The organism is Segatella maculosa OT 289 (genome assembly GCF_000243015.1).
In the GTDB taxonomy this organism is placed as follows: Bacteria; Bacteroidota; Bacteroidia; order Bacteroidales; family Bacteroidaceae; genus Prevotella; species Prevotella maculosa.
In genome coordinates this window covers 105,791-121,099 of the sequence record NZ_JH594504.1, presented here as the reverse complement: position 1 = coordinate 121,099, position 15,309 = coordinate 105,791, and the positions used below count along the sequence as shown (strand labels likewise).

At 46.6% G+C, this 15,309-nt stretch carries 29 protein-coding genes; all 29 read left to right on the top strand.

The genetic code is table 11. The features are described 5' to 3' along the window. Positions 1 to 5 precede the first annotated feature (5 nt). The 29 genes from rplC to rplQ all read left to right on the top strand — a co-directional run bounded on the left by rplC (position 6) and on the right by rplQ (position 14,810). The gene (gene rplC / locus HMPREF9944_RS07875) at positions 6 to 620 is read left to right on the top strand and encodes a 50S ribosomal protein L3 (RefSeq protein ID WP_044113521.1); all 615 of its coding nucleotides are present in this window, start codon (positions 6 to 8) and stop codon (positions 618 to 620) included. Beyond that, on the top strand, positions 620 to 1,249 hold the full coding sequence (gene rplD / locus HMPREF9944_RS07870; RefSeq protein WP_008565605.1) for a 50S ribosomal protein L4: 630 nt from the start codon (positions 620 to 622) through the stop codon (positions 1,247 to 1,249). The genes rplC and rplD overlap by 1 nt, the downstream gene beginning before the upstream one ends. Positions 1,250 to 1,266: 17 nt before the next feature. Continuing rightward, positions 1,267 to 1,560, top strand: coding sequence for a 50S ribosomal protein L23 (gene rplW, locus HMPREF9944_RS07865; RefSeq protein WP_008565604.1), 294 nt, complete (start codon positions 1,267 to 1,269; stop codon positions 1,558 to 1,560). Positions 1,561 to 1,568: 8 nt separating this feature from the next. After that, entirely contained in the window at positions 1,569 to 2,396 is an 828-nt protein-coding gene (gene rplB / locus HMPREF9944_RS07860; protein ID WP_004371786.1) for a 50S ribosomal protein L2, read from the top strand. Positions 2,397 to 2,406: 10 nt separating this feature from the next. Further along, positions 2,407 to 2,676, top strand: coding sequence for a 30S ribosomal protein S19 (rpsS, locus tag HMPREF9944_RS07855; protein ID WP_004371785.1), 270 nt, complete (start codon positions 2,407 to 2,409; stop codon positions 2,674 to 2,676). Positions 2,677 to 2,710: 34 nt separating this feature from the next. Beyond that, positions 2,711 to 3,115, top strand: a complete 405-nt coding sequence (gene rplV, locus HMPREF9944_RS07850; RefSeq protein WP_008565601.1) for a 50S ribosomal protein L22 — start codon at positions 2,711 to 2,713, stop codon at positions 3,113 to 3,115. 8 nt (positions 3,116 to 3,123) lie between these two features. After that, positions 3,124 to 3,855, top strand: a complete 732-nt coding sequence (rpsC, locus tag HMPREF9944_RS07845; protein ID WP_008565600.1) for a 30S ribosomal protein S3 — start codon at positions 3,124 to 3,126, stop codon at positions 3,853 to 3,855. Between the two features lie 15 nt (positions 3,856 to 3,870). Beyond that, on the top strand, positions 3,871 to 4,299 hold the full coding sequence (rplP, locus tag HMPREF9944_RS07840) for a 50S ribosomal protein L16 (RefSeq protein WP_008565599.1): 429 nt from the start codon (positions 3,871 to 3,873) through the stop codon (positions 4,297 to 4,299). A 3-nt stretch (positions 4,300 to 4,302) separates the two neighbouring features. Continuing rightward, complete coding sequence (rpmC, locus tag HMPREF9944_RS07835) at positions 4,303 to 4,497, top strand: 50S ribosomal protein L29 (protein WP_008565598.1); 195 nt, start codon at positions 4,303 to 4,305, stop codon at positions 4,495 to 4,497. 2 nt (positions 4,498 to 4,499) lie between these two features. Next, on the top strand, positions 4,500 to 4,766 hold the full coding sequence (gene rpsQ, locus HMPREF9944_RS07830; RefSeq protein WP_019967033.1) for a 30S ribosomal protein S17: 267 nt from the start codon (positions 4,500 to 4,502) through the stop codon (positions 4,764 to 4,766). A 2-nt stretch (positions 4,767 to 4,768) separates the two neighbouring features. Beyond that, positions 4,769 to 5,134, top strand: coding sequence for a 50S ribosomal protein L14 (rplN, locus tag HMPREF9944_RS07825; RefSeq protein ID WP_008565595.1), 366 nt, complete (start codon positions 4,769 to 4,771; stop codon positions 5,132 to 5,134). A 22-nt stretch (positions 5,135 to 5,156) separates the two neighbouring features. Beyond that, positions 5,157 to 5,474: a 50S ribosomal protein L24 gene (gene rplX / locus HMPREF9944_RS07820; protein ID WP_008565594.1), complete on the top strand. Its 318-nt coding sequence runs from the start codon at positions 5,157 to 5,159 to the stop codon at positions 5,472 to 5,474. After that, entirely contained in the window at positions 5,474 to 6,019 is a 546-nt protein-coding gene (gene rplE / locus HMPREF9944_RS07815; protein ID WP_008565592.1) for a 50S ribosomal protein L5, read from the top strand. The genes rplX and rplE overlap by 1 nt, the downstream gene beginning before the upstream one ends. Positions 6,020 to 6,034: 15 nt before the next feature. Further along, positions 6,035 to 6,337: a 30S ribosomal protein S14 gene (rpsN, locus tag HMPREF9944_RS07810; protein ID WP_008565591.1), complete on the top strand. Its 303-nt coding sequence runs from the start codon at positions 6,035 to 6,037 to the stop codon at positions 6,335 to 6,337. A 311-nt stretch (positions 6,338 to 6,648) separates the two neighbouring features. Then, positions 6,649 to 7,044, top strand: a complete 396-nt coding sequence (rpsH, locus tag HMPREF9944_RS07805; protein ID WP_008565590.1) for a 30S ribosomal protein S8 — start codon at positions 6,649 to 6,651, stop codon at positions 7,042 to 7,044. 15 nt (positions 7,045 to 7,059) lie between these two features. After that, a complete protein-coding gene (rplF, locus tag HMPREF9944_RS07800) occupies positions 7,060 to 7,632 on the top strand; it encodes a 50S ribosomal protein L6 (RefSeq protein WP_019967029.1) in 573 nt (190 codons plus the stop codon). A 20-nt stretch (positions 7,633 to 7,652) separates the two neighbouring features. Next, positions 7,653 to 7,997: a 50S ribosomal protein L18 gene (rplR, locus tag HMPREF9944_RS07795; protein WP_008565588.1), complete on the top strand. Its 345-nt coding sequence runs from the start codon at positions 7,653 to 7,655 to the stop codon at positions 7,995 to 7,997. A 6-nt stretch (positions 7,998 to 8,003) separates the two neighbouring features. Then, positions 8,004 to 8,516: a 30S ribosomal protein S5 gene (gene rpsE, locus HMPREF9944_RS07790; protein ID WP_019967028.1), complete on the top strand. Its 513-nt coding sequence runs from the start codon at positions 8,004 to 8,006 to the stop codon at positions 8,514 to 8,516. A 17-nt stretch (positions 8,517 to 8,533) separates the two neighbouring features. Continuing rightward, positions 8,534 to 8,710, top strand: coding sequence for a 50S ribosomal protein L30 (gene rpmD, locus HMPREF9944_RS07785; protein ID WP_025829758.1), 177 nt, complete (start codon positions 8,534 to 8,536; stop codon positions 8,708 to 8,710). A 27-nt stretch (positions 8,711 to 8,737) separates the two neighbouring features. Next, entirely contained in the window at positions 8,738 to 9,184 is a 447-nt protein-coding gene (gene rplO, locus HMPREF9944_RS07780) for a 50S ribosomal protein L15 (protein WP_008565583.1), read from the top strand. A gap of 3 nt (positions 9,185 to 9,187) precedes the next feature. Next, on the top strand, positions 9,188 to 10,525 hold the full coding sequence (secY, locus tag HMPREF9944_RS07775) for a preprotein translocase subunit SecY (protein ID WP_008565582.1): 1,338 nt from the start codon (positions 9,188 to 9,190) through the stop codon (positions 10,523 to 10,525). 14 nt (positions 10,526 to 10,539) lie between these two features. Beyond that, positions 10,540 to 11,325 (top strand): type I methionyl aminopeptidase, encoded by a 786-nt coding sequence (map, locus tag HMPREF9944_RS07770; RefSeq protein WP_044113519.1) that lies wholly within the window; start codon positions 10,540 to 10,542, stop codon positions 11,323 to 11,325. 18 nt (positions 11,326 to 11,343) lie between these two features. After that, entirely contained in the window at positions 11,344 to 11,562 is a 219-nt protein-coding gene (infA, locus tag HMPREF9944_RS07765) for a translation initiation factor IF-1 (protein WP_004341775.1), read from the top strand. Positions 11,563 to 11,582: 20 nt separating this feature from the next. Beyond that, on the top strand, positions 11,583 to 11,699 hold the full coding sequence (gene rpmJ, locus HMPREF9944_RS12765) for a 50S ribosomal protein L36 (protein WP_081475822.1): 117 nt from the start codon (positions 11,583 to 11,585) through the stop codon (positions 11,697 to 11,699). Between the two features lie 108 nt (positions 11,700 to 11,807). Further along, positions 11,808 to 12,188: a 30S ribosomal protein S13 gene (rpsM, locus tag HMPREF9944_RS07760; RefSeq protein ID WP_008565578.1), complete on the top strand. Its 381-nt coding sequence runs from the start codon at positions 11,808 to 11,810 to the stop codon at positions 12,186 to 12,188. Between the two features lie 19 nt (positions 12,189 to 12,207). Then, positions 12,208 to 12,597 carry a 30S ribosomal protein S11 gene (gene rpsK / locus HMPREF9944_RS07755; protein WP_008565577.1) on the top strand — a complete coding sequence of 130 codons (390 nt, stop codon included), beginning with the start codon at positions 12,208 to 12,210 and terminating at the stop codon, positions 12,595 to 12,597. A 35-nt stretch (positions 12,598 to 12,632) separates the two neighbouring features. Next, positions 12,633 to 13,238 (top strand): 30S ribosomal protein S4, encoded by a 606-nt coding sequence (rpsD, locus tag HMPREF9944_RS07750; RefSeq protein WP_008565576.1) that lies wholly within the window; start codon positions 12,633 to 12,635, stop codon positions 13,236 to 13,238. Positions 13,239 to 13,250: 12 nt separating this feature from the next. Next, positions 13,251 to 14,243, top strand: coding sequence for a DNA-directed RNA polymerase subunit alpha (locus HMPREF9944_RS07745; RefSeq protein ID WP_008565575.1), 993 nt, complete (start codon positions 13,251 to 13,253; stop codon positions 14,241 to 14,243). A gap of 33 nt (positions 14,244 to 14,276) precedes the next feature. Further along, complete coding sequence (gene rplQ / locus HMPREF9944_RS07740; RefSeq protein ID WP_008565574.1) at positions 14,277 to 14,810, top strand: 50S ribosomal protein L17; 534 nt, start codon at positions 14,277 to 14,279, stop codon at positions 14,808 to 14,810. The last annotated feature ends 499 nt before the right edge of the window (positions 14,811 to 15,309 follow it).

Sequence of the window (15,309 nt, the reverse complement as noted above, 5' to 3'; positions counted from 1 at the left end):
TTGAAATGCCAGGATTAATTGGAAAAAAAATCGGAATGACATCCGTTTTCAGTGCCGACGGTAAGAATGTTCCGTGCACTGTTATCGAAGCTGGTCCTTGTGTTGTAACCCAAGTAAAGACAGAAGAGAAAGATGGTTACAAAGCACTTCAGTTAGGTTTCGAAGAGGCTAAAGAGCGTCGCACCTCAAAGCCGTTGCTGGGAACCTTCAAGAAGGCAGGCACAACACCGAAGAAGCACTTGGCCGAGTTCAAGTTTGATGAGGAGCATAACCTCGGTGACACCATTACGGTTGAGCTTTTTGCCGACACAAAGTTTGTTGATGTGGTCGGAATCTCCAAAGGAAAAGGTTTCCAAGGCGTAGTCAAACGTCATGGTTTCGGTGGTGTGGGCCAGAGTACTCATGGTCAGGACGACCGCGCTCGCAAACCGGGTTCTATCGGTGCTTGTTCTTACCCGGCTAAGGTCTTTAAGGGTATGCGCATGGCTGGGCAGATGGGCGGTGACCGTGTTACTACTCAGAATCTGCAAGTGTTAAAGGTAATCCCGGAGCACAACCTCCTTCTTGTCAAGGGTTCTGTTGCCGGATGTAATGGTTCAACCGTTTTAATCAAAAAGTAATGGAAGTTAGCGTTTTAAATATCAATGGTCAGGAGACCGGAAGAAAGGTAACCCTGAACGAGGCTATCTTTGGAATTGAGCCTAACGATCACGTTCTTTACTTGGATGTCAAGCAGTATCTGGCCGCACAGCGTCAGGGTACGGCTAAGACGAAGGAAAGAAGCGAATTGAGTGGCTCTACTCGCAAGCTGGGTCGTCAGAAAGGCGGCGGCGGTGCCCGTCGTGGAGACATCAACTCGCCTGTGCTTGTCGGTGGTGCCCGTGTGTTTGGTCCTAAACCACGCAATTACGACTTCAAGTTGAATAAGAAAGTAAAGGTTCTTGCCCGCAAGTCTGCCCTCTCTTATAAGGCTAAGGAGAATGCTGTTATCGTGGTGGAAGACTTCAACTTTGAAGCACCTAAGACTAAAGAGTTTGTAAATTTTGCAAAAAATCTTAAAGTTGACGGCAAGAAAACACTTCTGCTTTTGCCGGAAGTAAATAAAAACGTATATTTGTCCGCTCGTAATATTCAGCGTGCAGAGGTAATGCGCGCAACTGCGCTCAATTCATATAAAGTCTTGAACGCAGATGTTGTGCTTGTTACCGAAAGATCGTTGAAGGCTATTGACGAAATCTTAAATAAGTAAAAAGGAGATATTAGATTATGGCATTTATCATTAAACCATTGGTTACTGAGAAGCAAACCAAGATTACGGAGAAGAACCCAAGCCGCTATGGCTTCATCGTTCGTCCTGAGGCTAATAAGCTCCAAATTAAGAAGGAAGTCGAAAGCCTGTATCATGTTACGGTAGTTGATGTGAACACGCTTCGTTATGCCGGAAAGCGGTTGAGCCGTTATACCAAGGCAGGCCTTATCAAGGGCCAGAAGAATGCGTTCAAGAAGGCAATCGTCACTGTAAAGGAAGGCGATACAATTGATTTTTACAGCAATATTTAAAATAAAAAATGGCAGTACGTAAATTAAACCCGGTTACTCCGGGACAAAGACACAAAGTTATTGGCACGTTCGAGGATATTACTGCATCCGTGCCAGAGAAGTCTCTCGTTTACGGCAAACGTTCTACCGGTGGTCGAAACAACACCGGTAAGATGACCGTTCGCTACATTGGCGGTGGCCATAAGCAGAAGTATCGTCTGATAGACTTTAAACGTGAGAAAGATGGTGTTCCGGCTGTAGTGAAGACAATCGAGTATGACCCAAACCGGTCGGCTCGCATTGCGCTTTTATTCTACGCTGATGGTGAAAAACGTTACATTATTGCTCCTAACGGACTGCAGGTTGGTGCAACATTGATGTCGGGTGCAGAGGCTGCTCCTGAAATCGGTAATGCGCTTCCGCTTGCAAACATTCCTGTTGGTACGGTGATTCACAACATTGAATTGCGTCCGGGTCAGGGTGCTTTGCTTGTTCGTTCGGCTGGTAACTTTGCTCAGTTGACTTCTCGTGAGGGCAGTTATTGTGTTATTAAGCTCCCTTCTGGCGAAACCCGTCAGATTTTGAGTGCTTGTAAAGCTACAGTAGGTAGTGTCGGTAACTCCGACCATGCATTGGAACAGTCGGGTAAGGCTGGTCGCTCTCGCTGGTTGGGTCGTCGCCCACACAACCGTGGTGTTGTTATGAACCCTGTTGATCACCCAATGGGTGGTGGTGAAGGTCGTCAGAGTGGTGGTCACCCACGTTCTCGTAAGGGTCTTTACGCTAAGGGTCTCAAGACTCGTGCACCTAAGAAGCTTTCAAACAAGTATATTATCGAAAGAGCTAACAAAAAATAAAGAGTAAATTATGAGTCGTTCATTAAAAAAAGGTCCATATATCAACGTATCGCTCGAGAAGAAGATTCTCGCTATGAACGAGAGTGGTAAGTCGAGTGTAGTGAAGACTTGGGCCAGAGCATCAATGATTTCCCCGGATTTCGTGGGACACACTGTTGCAGTTCATAACGGAAACAAATTTATCCCTGTTTACATTACGGAGAACATGGTTGGTCACAAGCTCGGAGAGTTTGCACCTACACGCCGTTTCGGTGGTCACTCTGGTAATAACAAGAAGTAAGCGGGGTTAATCCATTTAACAAACAAGAATAATAATGGGAGCAAGAAAACATATCGCAGCTGAGAAAATCAAGGAAGCTCGCAAAAATCTGTACTTCGCAAAGCTCAAGGGAGTTCCTTCTTCACCACGCAAGATGCGCTACGTTGTAGACATGATCCGTGGTTTAGAGGTCAACCGTGCCCTCGGAGTACTTCGGTTCTCTAAGAAGCAGGCCGCTACAGACGTTGAGAAACTACTACGTTCGGCAATTGCCAACTGGGAGACAAAGAATGACCGCAAGGCCGAAGACGGCGAACTGTATATCAGTAAAGTCTTCGTTGATGAAGGTGTTACAATGAAACGTATGAGACCGGCACCACAGGGCCGTGGTTATAGAATCCGTAAGCGTTCAAATCACGTGACGCTGTTTGTTGATGCCAAAACTAACGACGAAAAATAAATAATAGAATGGGACAGAAAGTTAATCCAATAAGCAACCGACTTGGTATTATCCGTGGTTGGGATTCAAATTGGTTTGGTGGCAAGAGCTTCGGAGAAAACCTCGTTGAGGACCGCAAAATCCGCAAGTATCTTAACGAGCGTTTGGCTAAGGCCAGTGTTTCTCGTATCGTCATTGAGCGTACACTGAAACTCGTCACCATCACTATTTGCACTGCCCGTCCGGGTATCGTCATTGGTAAAGGTGGTCAAGATGTCGATAAACTCAAAGAAGAGCTGAAGAAGCTCTATAAGAAAGACATCCAAATCAACATATTCGAGATTAAGAAACCGGAACTTGATGCCACCATCGTGGGCAACAACATCGCTCGGCAAGTGGAAGGTAAGATTTCCTATCGTCGTGCCATCAAGATGGCTATTCAGAACACGATGCGTGCAGGTGCAGAAGGTGTCAAGATCCAAATTACTGGTCGTCTGAACGGTGCTGAAATGGCACGTAAGGAAATGTTCAAAGAGGGACGTACGCCTCTGCATACATTCCGTGCAGACATCGATTACTGTGCAACGGAGGCCCTGACAAAGGTTGGTCTTTTGGGTATCAAGGTGTGGATATGCCGTGGGGAGGTTTACGGTAAGCGTGAACTTACTCCAAACTTTACTCAGGAGAAGCAAAGTGGTGGCCGCTCTAATGGAGGTCGCAACGGCGGCCGTGGTAATCGCAAGAGAAACAATAACCGTTAAAAGTAGAAAGCTATCATGTTACAGCCAAAAAGAGTAAAATATAGAAGACCTCAAGACGGACGTGGCAACAAAGGCAACGCGTCGAGAGGCACGCAATTGGCCTTTGGTTCATTCGGTATCAAGACACTTGAGCCGAAATGGATCAACAGTCGCCAGATAGAAGCGGCTCGTGTGGCCGTCAATCGCTACATGAACCGTCAGGGACAGGTTTGGATTCGCATCTTCCCCGATAAGCCCATCACGCGTAAACCGGCCGATGTCCGCATGGGTAAAGGAAAAGGTGATCCTGCAGGATGGGTTGCACCTGTTACACCGGGTCGCATTCTTTTCGAAGTGGAAGGCGTTTCATTCGACATTGCAAAAGAGGCACTCCGCCTTGCTGCACAGAAACTGCCTGTTAAGACAAAGTTTGTTGTTAGACGTGATTTCGATAAAAACGCTTAAACTATGAAGATGAAAGAATTAAAAGAACTCGATGCCAATGCATTGGCAGAGAAGTTGGAGACTGCAAAGGCACAGCTCAACCAGTTGAAGCTGAACCATTCGATTGCACCTCTGGAGAATCCATCACAGATTAAGGCAGCTCGTCGCGACATCGCGCGTATCGAAACGGAACTTCGTCAGAGAGAACTTCAAAAATAATAATGGTCCAGATGGAAACAAGAAATTTAAGAAAAGTAAGACAGGGTGTTGTCATTAGTAACAAAATGGATAAAACCATTGTTATTGCATCAAAGTTCAAGGAAAAGCACCCTATTTATGGTAAGTTTGTCCAGAAGACAAAGAAGTACCATGTCCATGACGAGAAGAATGAGGCTAATGTAGGCGATACAGTGCAGATCATGGAAACTCGTCCTCTGTCCAAGACAAAGCGATGGAGATTAGTACAAATTATTGAAAAAGCGAAGTAATTATGATACAAGCAGAATCAAAACTTACAGTTTGTGACAACAGTGGCGCACGCGAGGCTAAATGTATCCGTGTTCTCGGTGGAACCGGCCGTCGTTATGCCAGTGTGGGTGACGTTATCGTTGTGGCTGTACAGAAGGTTATCCCGTCCAGCGATTTGAAAAAGGGAGCAGTATCGAAGGCTTTGATTGTTCGCACAAAGAAGGAAATCCGTCGTGCCGATGGTTCTTATATCCGTTTCGACGACAATGCTTGCGTATTGCTGAACAATGCCGGCGAGCTTCGCGGCAGTCGCATCTTCGGTCCGGTGGCTCGTGAGCTTCGTGCAGCGAATATGAAAGTGGTTTCTTTGGCACCGGAGGTTCTTTAATTAATCATAAAACAAGTAAGTAATGAGTAAGTTACATATTAGAAAAAACGATACGGTGATTGTTCTTGCCGGAAGCGACAAGGGCAAGACCGGTAAAGTGCTCAAGGTGCTGGTCAGCGAGAACCGTGCCATCGTTGAAGGTGTGCACCTCGTATCGAAGAGCACCAAGCCTTCGGCCAAGCATCCTCAGGGAGGTATCGTGAAAATGGAGGCTCCTATTCATATTTCAAATCTAAGTCTGATCGATCCCAAGAGTGGTAAGCCCACTCGAATAGCCATCAAGCATGAAGGCAAGAACGTGATTCGTATCGCTAAAAAGTCAGGGGAGGAAATCAAGTAATGAATACAGCACAGTTAAAGAAAGTTTACAAGGAGACAATTGCTCCTGCACTCCAGAAGCAGTTCGGCTATTCTTCGACAATGCAGACCCCTGTTCTGAAGAAGATCGTTATCAATCAGGGTCTTGGCGACGCCACGCAAGACAAGAAAATCGTTGATGTTGCTATCAACGAGATATCGGCCATCACCGGTCAGAAGGCCGTGGCAACTTATTCGAAGAAGGATATCGCCAACTTTAAGCTCCGTAAGAAGATGCCAATCGGTGTGATGGTGACACTTCGTGGTGAACGTATGTATGAGTTCCTTGAAAGACTCGTTCGTGTTTCGCTGCCGCGTATCCGCGACTTCAAGGGTATCGCCACCAAGCTCGACGGACGTGGCAACTATACGCTGGGTATCACCGAGCAAATCATCTTCCCGGAGATTAATCTCGATGAAATCGACCGCATTCAGGGCATGAACATCACCTTCGTTACATCGGCCACGACCGACGAAGAAGGCTTGGCACTGCTCAAGGCATTCGGTCTTCCATTCAAGAACGCATAAAAACGATTAAGGAATATGGCAAAAGAATCAATGAAAGCCCGCGAAGTAAAGCGTGCAAAGCTCGTTGCTCGTTACGCTGAAAAGCGCGCGGCTCTGAAAAAGATCATCGCTACCGCTGAGGATTCAGCCGAAGCTTACGAGGCAGCTCGCAAACTTCAGGCCATCCCCAAGAATGCTAACCCTATCCGTCTTCACAATCGGTGCAAGATAACGGGCCGTCCCAAAGGATATATCCGTCAGTTCGGCCTCTCTCGTATCCAGTTCCGTGAGATGGCATCGGCAGGTTTGATTCCGGGAGTGAAGAAGGCAAGCTGGTAAACTCGGAACATCGGAAAGTGACGGGCATTTCCCCATGCTGCAAACAAGGATTTTTTCGCGATGCAATATAGCTGATATTGCGCTGCAATCCCATTGATTTTGCACGGTAAAATGGCTGGAATCACACGCCGAAATGACTGATTTTGCAACGTGAAACGGCTGCGGTTGAAACGCAAGTCGGTTGTCACGCACTGCAAGGCCTACAGGCGTTGGCTCCGCAAGGAATGGCACTCGCTTTTCACCGGTCGTGTTTCAACCGATTATTTTTAATATTGTCGGGGTTGTCCCGATTAATTAAACATTTTATATTTATGACAGATCCAATAGCAGATTATCTGACAAGACTCAGAAATGCAATCATGGCTCATCACCGTGTGGTTGAGGTTCCTGCGTCTAACTTGAAGAAGGAGATTACAAAGATTCTCTTCGAGAAGGGATACATCCTGAACTACAAGTTCATTGAAGATGGTCCTCAAGGTTCGATCAAGGTCGCACTCAAGTACGACCCTTCGACAAAAAAAAGCGCTATCAAGAGTTTGAAGCGCGTGTCTACCCCCGGTCTCCGCAAGTATACCGGTTACAAAGACATGCCGAGAGTGATTAACGGATTAGGTATCGCCATCTTATCTACATCCAAAGGTGTAATGACAAACAAAGAGGCGGCCGATCTGAAGATAGGCGGCGAGGTTCTTTGCTACATTTATTAATTGGAGGATTTTAATATGTCAAGAATAGGTAAATTGCCAATTAGTGTTCCTGCCGGAGTTACGGTAAACTTCGATGCAAAGACAAATGTAGTGACGGTTAAAGGGCCCAAGGGCGAGCTTGCTCAGGACGTTGACCCGTCTGTCAAGATGGAGGTTGCTGACGGCCAGATCACTTTCACCATCGACGAGAACAGCCCTGTTGATACCAAACAGAAGCAGGCTTTCCACGGTCTCTACCGTTCATTGGTGAACAACATGGTTGTCGGCGTGAGCGAGGGCTACAAGAAGGTGCTCGAACTCGTTGGTGTGGGTTATCGTGTTTCCAATCAGGGAAATCTGATAGAGCTCTCTTTGGGCTACACGCACCCCATTTTCATCGAACTTCCCAAGGAGGTGAAGGTTGAGACGAAGTCTGAAAGAAACCAGAACCCGCTTCTTACGCTCGAGTCTTGCGACAAGCAGTTGCTTGGTCTCATCTGTGCAAAAATTCGTTCTTTCCGTAAACCGGAACCTTATAAAGGAAAGGGTATCCTGTTCCAAGGCGAGGTTATTCGCAGAAAGTCTGGTAAGACCGCTGCAGCCAAGTAATTTTAATTGATTTTACGATTATGACAACAAAGAAAGTAGAAAGACGAATTAAGATAAAGTTCCGCATTCGCAAGAGTGTAAACGGAACAGCTGAGCGTCCACGTCTTAGTGTTTTCCGCTCCAACAAGCAGATTTATGCTCAGGTAATTAATGATTTGACCGGAAAGACGCTTGCTTCAGCCTCTTCACTTGGCCTCGAAAAGCTGGCCAAGACAGAGCAGGCAAAGAAAGTTGGCGCACTCGTAGCCGAAAAGGCAAAGGCCGCCGGCATCGAAACAGTTGTTTTCGACCGCAACGGATATCTCTATCATGGCCGTGTTCAGGCACTTGCCGATGCAGCCAGAGAAGGAGGACTTAAATTCTAAACGATTATGGCAATGAATAAAGTAAAAGTAAATAGTGACATAGAACTGAAAGATCGTTTGGTTGCTATCAACCGCGTAACCAAGGTTACCAAAGGTGGTCGTACATTCACATTTGCTGCCATCGTCGTTGTGGGTGATGGCAAGGGTGTTGTCGGCTGGGGCCTTGGTAAGGCTGGCGAGGTGACAGCCGCTATCTCCAAGGGTGTGGAGTCTGCAAAGAAGAATCTCGTGAAGGTTCCGGTGCTGAAAGGTACGGTTCCCCATGAAGTCGAAATGTCATTCGGTGGTGCGCTTGTTCTTTTGAAGCCAGCCGCAGCCGGTACCGGGCTGAAAGCCGGTGGTGCTATGCGTGCCGTTCTTGAAAGTGCAGGCGTCACAGACGTGATTGCAAAGTCAAAGGGCTCTTCTAACCCCCACAACCTTGTGAAGGCTACCATTGCGGCACTCGCCGAGATGCGCGATGCTTATACCGTAGCTGGCGAACGTGGCATCAGTATGGACAAAGTGTTTAACGGTTAATGGGAGAGAAAAAGACAATGGCAACAATTAAAATCAAACAGATAAAGAGTAAAATCGGTTATCCGGTTGACCAGAAGCGCACGCTTCTTGCCTTGGGACTTCGCAAGATTTCTCAGGTTGTTGAAGTTGAAGATACTCCCAGTATCCGCGGAATGATCCGCAAGGTTCATCATCTGGTTAGCGTAGTTGAATAACAAATCTTTTAATATCAAAAATCGATTATGAAATTAAATAGTTTAAAACCGGCTGCGGGTTCCACACATTCACGTCGTCGTATCGGTCGTGGCCCCGGTTCCGGACTCGGTGGAACTTCTACCCGTGGTCACAAGGGTGCCAAGGCTCGCTCCGGTTATAAGAGAAAGATCGGCTTCGAAGGTGGACAGATGCCCCTTCAGCGCCGTGTTCCGAAGTCTGGTTTCAAGAATGTCAACCACAAGGAATATCTTGCTGTGAACCTTTCAACGCTACAGGCACTCGCAGAGGCAAAGAACCTGACGAAAATCGGGGTCGCTGAGCTGAAGGAAGCCGGCTTTACCAATGGCAAGGAGCTGATAAAGATTCTTGGCGACGGTAAGTTGAAGGCGAAAATCGATGTTGAAGCAAATGCATTCTCTAAGACTGCCGAAGAAGCAATCAAGGCAGTGGGTGGTAACGCAACTATAATCTAAAAAATGAAAAAGTTTATTGAGACACTAAAGAACTGTTGGAAGGTAGAGGATTTGCGTCAGCGTCTTCTGATAACGATCCTCTTTACGGCAATTTACCGTTTTGGTTCGTTCGTCGTTCTTCCCGGAATCAATCCGGCTAAGTTGGAATCACTTCAGTCGCAGACCGCAGGCGGCCTTATGTCGCTCTTGGACATGTTCTCTGGTGGTGCTTTTTCCAATGCTTCAATCTTTGCACTTGGAATCATGCCCTATATCTCAGCTTCGATCGTTATGCAGCTCCTTGCTGTCGCTGTGCCTTATTTCCAGAAGATGCAGCGTGAGGGTGAAAGCGGAAGAAAGAAGATAAACTGGTATACCCGCCTGCTGACGGTTGCGATCTTGGTGTTCCAAGCACCGGCCTACCTCATGAACCTGAAGACACAGGCCAGCCAAGCTTTGGCAAGTGGCATTTCTTGGACGGTCTTCATCGTGCCTGCAACTATCATTCTTGCGGCAGGAAGTATGTTCATTCTGTGGCTCGGTGAGCGCATCACTGATAAAGGAGTCGGAAATGGAGTTTCTCTGATTATCATGATTGGTATCATCGCACGTCTGCCTCAGGCTTTTGTGCAGGAAGTGACTTCACGTTTTACGGCCATCTCTGGTGGTGGTATCGTGATGTTCATTGCCGAGATTCTCATTCTCTATGCGGTCGTCTGTGCGTCCATTCTTTTGGTGCAGGGCACACGTAAGGTTCCCGTGCAGTATGCCAAGCGTCTGGTTGGTAACAAGCAGTACGGTGGTGCGCGTCAGTACATTCCGTTGAAGCTGTTCGCAGCCAATGTGATGCCAATCATCTTTGCTCAGGCATTGATGTTCGTTCCTTTGGTCATCGTTCAGTATCAGAGTGACAACGCCTCTTGGTTAGGTCGTTCGCTGATGGATAACCGCAGCGTGTTGTATAATGTGATTTATGTGATTTTGATTATCGCATTTACCTACTTCTATACGGCAATCACGCTGAATGCAACGCAGATGGCAGAGGATATGAAACGCAATAACGGTTTTATTCCGGGCGTCAGACCCGGTAAGGACACGGCAGATTATATCGATACCGTCATGTCTCGTATTACTTTTCCGGGTTCGTTGTTCATTGCGTTCATTGCTGTCATGCCGGCTTTAGCCGGACTGCTTAACGTGCAGCAGGGCTTCTCACAGTTCTTTGGTGGAACATCGTTGTTGATTCTCGTCGGAGTGGTCATTGACACGCTCCAACAGATAGAGAGTCATCTGATGATGCGCCATTACGACGGACTCTTGAACTCCGGTCACACACGTAACAGTGGTGTGTCGGTTTACTAATCGGCGTCCGGCTAATGAAGATATTTCTGAAGACAGAAGATGAAATAGACTTAATGCGCAAGGCCAACCAACTTGTTGGTGCCACCCTTGCAGAGTTAGGTAGAAATATCAAGCCCGGTGTAACGACCCTCCAACTGGATAAAATAGCAGAGGAGTTTATCAGAGACCATGGGGCTGTCCCCACGTTCAAAGATTTTCCTAATCCATTTGGAGGGCCTTTCCCGGCATCAATCTGTACTTCCATCAACGACGTCGTCGTTCATGGAATCCCAAGCGATAAGGTGGTGCTTAAAGATGGCGACATCGTTTCCATTGATTGCGGCACACTTTTGAACGGTTACAATGGTGATTCGGCCTATACCTTTGGTGTGGGCGAGGTTGCTCCCGAAGTAAAGCAGTTACTGGAGGTCACGAAAGCGTCACTGTATATAGGGATTGAACAGGCTGTTGCAGGAAAACATGTGGGTGATATCGGCGCGGCAATACAGGACTATTGTGAAAGTTATGGTTACGGTGTTGTCAGAGAACTGACCGGTCATGGCATTGGTAGGGAGATGCATGAGGCTCCTCAGATACCCAATTACGGCTCACACGGTAACGGAGTGATGTTGAAAGCCGGGATGTGCATTGCTATCGAACCCATGATAACAATGGGTGAGCGGCAGATTTGGATGTTGCCTGATCGTTGGAGTATTGTAACTCGTGATCATAAACCGGCAGCTCATTTCGAACATACCATCGCTATTCGGAAAGGAAAGGCCGAGATTTTATCAACGTTTGAAGAAATAGAAAATCATTAAGTAAGAATAGGTTTATTTATGGCAAAACAATCCGCTATAGAGCAGGATGGAACAATTGTAGAGAGTCTGTCAAACGCAATGTTCCGCGTAGAACTTGAGAATGGAGTTCAGATCATCGCCCACATTTCGGGAAAAATGCGCATGCATTACATCAAAATTCTTCCCGGTGACAAGGTGAAAGTAGAGATGAGCCCTTATGATTTGACAAAAGGAAGAATCGTTTTCAGATACAAATAATTTCTCATATATACACTGATATGAAAACAAGAACATCATTAAAGAAGCGTACTGCCGACTGTAAGATAGTCCGTCGTAAAGGTCGTTTGTTCGTTATCAACAAGAAAAACCCTAAGTTCAAATTACGTCAGGGTTAATGTTAAAGTGTTGTAAATGTTAGATTAAATAGATTTTTATTTCTAACTTTGCACGTTCTTTGGCGAGAATAGAATTTTATTTAATTAGTTTTTTATTCAAATTAAAAAATGGCAATAAGAATTGTTGGAGTAGATTTGCCCCAAAACAAGCGTGGCGAAATCGCATTGACCTATATCTATGGTATCGGTCGAAGTAGTTCAGCAAAGATATTGGATAAGGCCGGTGTGAACCGTGACCTGAAGGTCAGCGAATGGACTGACGATCAGGCTGCCAAGATCCGTGAAATTATCGGCGCTGAGTTCAAGGTTGAAGGTGATCTCCGTTCAGAGGTCCAGATGAACATCAAGCGACTGATGGATATTGGTTGCTATCGTGGCGTGAGACATCGTAATGGTCTTCCGGTTCGCGGACAGAGCACAAAGAACAATGCTCGCACCCGCAAGGGCAAGAAGAAGACTGTTGCTAACAAGAAGAAGGCTACTAAGTAATTTTTAATGGAAATTAATTATGGCAAAGACAAAAGCAACATCTAAGAAAAGGAACGTAAGAGTAGACGCTATCGGTCAACTTCACGTTCATAGTTCATTCAATAACATCATCATATCTTTGGCTAACAGCGAAGGGCAGGTTATCTCTTGGTCTTCGGCGGGCAAGATGGGCTTCCGTGGTTCGAAGAAGAACACACCGTATGCAGCCCAAATGGCTGGTGAAGATTGTGCAAAGGTAGCTTTCGACCTTGGACTTCGCAAGGTGAAGGCTTATGTAAAGGGTCCGGGTAACGGTCGTGAATCGGCAATCCGTGCCGTGAATGCGGCCGGTATTCAGGTAACAGAGATTATCGATGTTACCCCATTGCCCCACAACGGTTGCCGTCCTCCGAAGCGTCGTAAGGTATAATCAAGAAATCATTTCAATTAGCACATATTTTAATTATGGCAAGATATATAGGTCCGAAATCTAAAATTGCACGTCGATTTGGTGAAGCCATTTTCGGCGCCGACAAAGTTTTGTCCAAGAGAAACTTCCCTCCTGGACAGCATGGCAACAACCGTCGCAGAAAAACGTCTGAGTACGGTGTCATGTTGGCAGAGAAGCAAAAAGCCAAGTACACCTACGGCGTACTTGAGCGTCAGTTCCGTAACATGTTTGAGAAGGCTGCAAAGGCAGATGGCATTACCGGTGAGGTACTTCTTCAGAACCTTGAATGTCGTCTTGACAACGTAGTCTTCCGTTTGGGTATTGCTCCTACCCGTGCTGCAGCCCGTCAGCTTGTTGGTCACAAGCATATCACTGTCGACGGAAAGGTTGTAAACATCCCTTCATTTGCCGTTAAGCCGGGCATGATCGTTGCTGTTCGTGAGAAATCCAAGTCTCTCGAGGTTATCGATGCAGCGCTTGCAGGCTTCAACCACAGCAAATATCCATGGATTGAATGGGATGACAACAGCAAGAGCGGCAAGTTCTTACACAAGCCCGAGCGCGCTGACATTCCAGAAAACATCAAGGAACAGTTAATCGTTGAGTTGTACTCTAAATAAATCATTGAATTAATGGCGATATTAGCATTTCAAAAACCTGATAAAGTTGTAATGTTGGAGGCCAATGACAAGTTCGGCAAGTTTGAATTTCGTCCGCTTGAGCCTGGCTTTGGGGTTACCATAGGTAACGCATTGCGACGCATTCTTCTTTCCTCGCTGGAAGGTTATGCCATCAACACCATTCGCATTGCGGGTGTTGAGCATGAATTCTCTTCCGTTCCGGGTGTAAAGGAAGATATAACCAACATTATCTTGAATTTGAAGCAAGTAAGATTCAAGCAAGTAGTAGAAGAATTCGAGAATGAGAAAGTTAGTATCACCGTAGAGAATTCCACAGAATTCAAAGCTGGTGATATTGGTAAATATCTGACTGGATTTGAAGTGTTAAACCCTGATTTGGTGATTTGTCATTTAGATGCTAAGGCTTCAATGCAGATTGATCTCACAATCAACAAAGGTCGTGGCTATGTTCCGGCTGATGAAAACCGTGAGTTCTGCACTGATGTCAACATCCTTCCGATTGATTCCATCTACACCCCTATCCGAAACGTGAAATATTCAGTCGAGCCATACCGCGTAGAACAAAAGACCGACTATGACAAACTGGTTATTGAAGTTTCAACAGATGGTTCCATTCACCCGAAAGAAGCACTGAAAGAGGCTGCAAAGATCCTTATTTACCACTTCATGCTGTTCTCTGACGAGAAGATTACACTCGAAACTCCCGATCAGGACGGCAATCAAGAGTTTGATGAAGAGGTGTTGCACATGCGTCAGTTGCTCAAGACCAAGTTGATCGACATGAACCTCAGCGTTCGTGCGCTCAATTGTCTGAAAGCTGCCGACGTAGAGACCCTCGGTGATCTCGTGCAGTACAATAAGACCGACCTCTTGAAGTTCCGAAACTTCGGTAAGAAATCGCTTTCAGAGCTTGATGATTTGCTCGAAAGTCTGAATCTATCGTTTGGAACCGACATTTCAAAGTATAAACTGGACAAGGAGTAACACAAGCCCCTGCCCTCTAAACGCAAAGAACAAATGAGACATAATAAGAAATTCAACCATCTGGGTCGTACTGCATCTCATCGCGAAGCCATGCTCGCTAACATGGCCGTGTCGTTGATCATGCACAAAAGAATCACTACGACCCTCGCAAAGGCAAAGGCCTTGAAGAAGTATATAGAACCTTTGATTACCCGTTGCAAGGAAGATACGACCAACTCACGCCGTGTGGTTTTCCGTTATCTTCAGAAAAAAGAGGCTATCAAAGAACTCTTCGGAGAGGTTGCAGCCAAGGTGGCTGACCGTCCGGGCGGCTATACCCGCGTCATCAAGCTGGGTACACGTCAGGGAGACGCCGCAGAGATTGCTTTCATCGAGCTTGTAGACTTCGATGAGAACATGGCTAAGACACCAAAGGCAGCGAAGAAGACCCGTCGTAGCCGCAAGGCCGCTGGCAAGGCAGAAGCGCCTGCCGAGACTCAAGCTACAGAAGCTCCTGAAACGAAGGAAGCTCCCGTGGCAACAGAAGAGGCTCCGGTGGCAACCGAAGAAGCTCCTGCAGCAGAATAAGCTCACGATTAGCATTAAACGCTATAAAGAAAGCGCAGTGATTGATGTCACTGCGCTTTTTTATTTGTGGCAATTGGGGGCAGACTCCTTACTGGCCTTTCATTTAAAAAGCCTCGCTTTCCCGTGTGAAATGGGTCAGATAACGACGCAAAATGGGTCATTTAGCGCGGCAAAATGGGTCATATTGCAAGACGAAATGACTGATATTGCACGGTAATATGGCTGATATTGAAAAGCATGGAACAGGCAGTGGTCTGTAGGGACGTACGGTTAGTGCATCCGTTAAGGTCAATAGCAAGCAAAAAGCACGGTTATTGGCGCGGACGCACGAGCCGTGCGTACCTCCAACCGTATGTGCATGCAACTTGTTCACACGTTTACTTGTTCAATTGTCAACTGAAATTGGCAGGGCCGCACGGGCCGTGCGTCCCAACATGTCGTTCAAACCAGCGAAGGGAAATGGACAGATGGAGCCTCCATTCACCCGCTTCTTGGCTTT

Coding starts and splice junctions, on each gene's coding strand:
- rplR (WP_008565588.1), top strand. CDS start 7,653: ATGACAACAAAGAAAGTAGAAAGACGAATTAAGATAAAGTTCCGCATT.
- rpsC (WP_008565600.1), top strand. CDS start 3,124: ATGGGACAGAAAGTTAATCCAATAAGCAACCGACTTGGTATTATCCGT.
- rplN (WP_008565595.1), top strand. CDS start 4,769: ATGATACAAGCAGAATCAAAACTTACAGTTTGTGACAACAGTGGCGCA.
- rplD (WP_008565605.1), top strand. CDS start 620: ATGGAAGTTAGCGTTTTAAATATCAATGGTCAGGAGACCGGAAGAAAG.
- rpmJ (WP_081475822.1), top strand. CDS start 11,583: ATGAAAACAAGAACATCATTAAAGAAGCGTACTGCCGACTGTAAGATA.
- rplO (WP_008565583.1), top strand. CDS start 8,738: ATGAAATTAAATAGTTTAAAACCGGCTGCGGGTTCCACACATTCACGT.
- HMPREF9944_RS07745 (WP_008565575.1), top strand. CDS start 13,251: ATGGCGATATTAGCATTTCAAAAACCTGATAAAGTTGTAATGTTGGAG.
- rplF (WP_019967029.1), top strand. CDS start 7,060: ATGTCAAGAATAGGTAAATTGCCAATTAGTGTTCCTGCCGGAGTTACG.
- secY (WP_008565582.1), top strand. CDS start 9,188: ATGAAAAAGTTTATTGAGACACTAAAGAACTGTTGGAAGGTAGAGGAT.
- rpmD (WP_025829758.1), top strand. CDS start 8,534: ATGGCAACAATTAAAATCAAACAGATAAAGAGTAAAATCGGTTATCCG.
- rpsM (WP_008565578.1), top strand. CDS start 11,808: ATGGCAATAAGAATTGTTGGAGTAGATTTGCCCCAAAACAAGCGTGGC.
- rpsN (WP_008565591.1), top strand. CDS start 6,035: ATGGCAAAAGAATCAATGAAAGCCCGCGAAGTAAAGCGTGCAAAGCTC.
- rplC (WP_044113521.1), top strand. CDS start 6: ATGCCAGGATTAATTGGAAAAAAAATCGGAATGACATCCGTTTTCAGT.
- infA (WP_004341775.1), top strand. CDS start 11,344: ATGGCAAAACAATCCGCTATAGAGCAGGATGGAACAATTGTAGAGAGT.
- rpsD (WP_008565576.1), top strand. CDS start 12,633: ATGGCAAGATATATAGGTCCGAAATCTAAAATTGCACGTCGATTTGGT.
- rpsQ (WP_019967033.1), top strand. CDS start 4,500: ATGGTCCAGATGGAAACAAGAAATTTAAGAAAAGTAAGACAGGGTGTT.
- rplX (WP_008565594.1), top strand. CDS start 5,157: ATGAGTAAGTTACATATTAGAAAAAACGATACGGTGATTGTTCTTGCC.
- rplB (WP_004371786.1), top strand. CDS start 1,569: ATGGCAGTACGTAAATTAAACCCGGTTACTCCGGGACAAAGACACAAA.
- rpsS (WP_004371785.1), top strand. CDS start 2,407: ATGAGTCGTTCATTAAAAAAAGGTCCATATATCAACGTATCGCTCGAG.
- rpsH (WP_008565590.1), top strand. CDS start 6,649: ATGACAGATCCAATAGCAGATTATCTGACAAGACTCAGAAATGCAATC.
- map (WP_044113519.1), top strand. CDS start 10,540: ATGAAGATATTTCTGAAGACAGAAGATGAAATAGACTTAATGCGCAAG.
- rpsK (WP_008565577.1), top strand. CDS start 12,208: ATGGCAAAGACAAAAGCAACATCTAAGAAAAGGAACGTAAGAGTAGAC.
- rplQ (WP_008565574.1), top strand. CDS start 14,277: ATGAGACATAATAAGAAATTCAACCATCTGGGTCGTACTGCATCTCAT.
- rplW (WP_008565604.1), top strand. CDS start 1,267: ATGGCATTTATCATTAAACCATTGGTTACTGAGAAGCAAACCAAGATT.
- rplE (WP_008565592.1), top strand. CDS start 5,474: ATGAATACAGCACAGTTAAAGAAAGTTTACAAGGAGACAATTGCTCCT.
- rplV (WP_008565601.1), top strand. CDS start 2,711: ATGGGAGCAAGAAAACATATCGCAGCTGAGAAAATCAAGGAAGCTCGC.
- rpmC (WP_008565598.1), top strand. CDS start 4,303: ATGAAGATGAAAGAATTAAAAGAACTCGATGCCAATGCATTGGCAGAG.
- rpsE (WP_019967028.1), top strand. CDS start 8,004: ATGGCAATGAATAAAGTAAAAGTAAATAGTGACATAGAACTGAAAGAT.
- rplP (WP_008565599.1), top strand. CDS start 3,871: ATGTTACAGCCAAAAAGAGTAAAATATAGAAGACCTCAAGACGGACGT.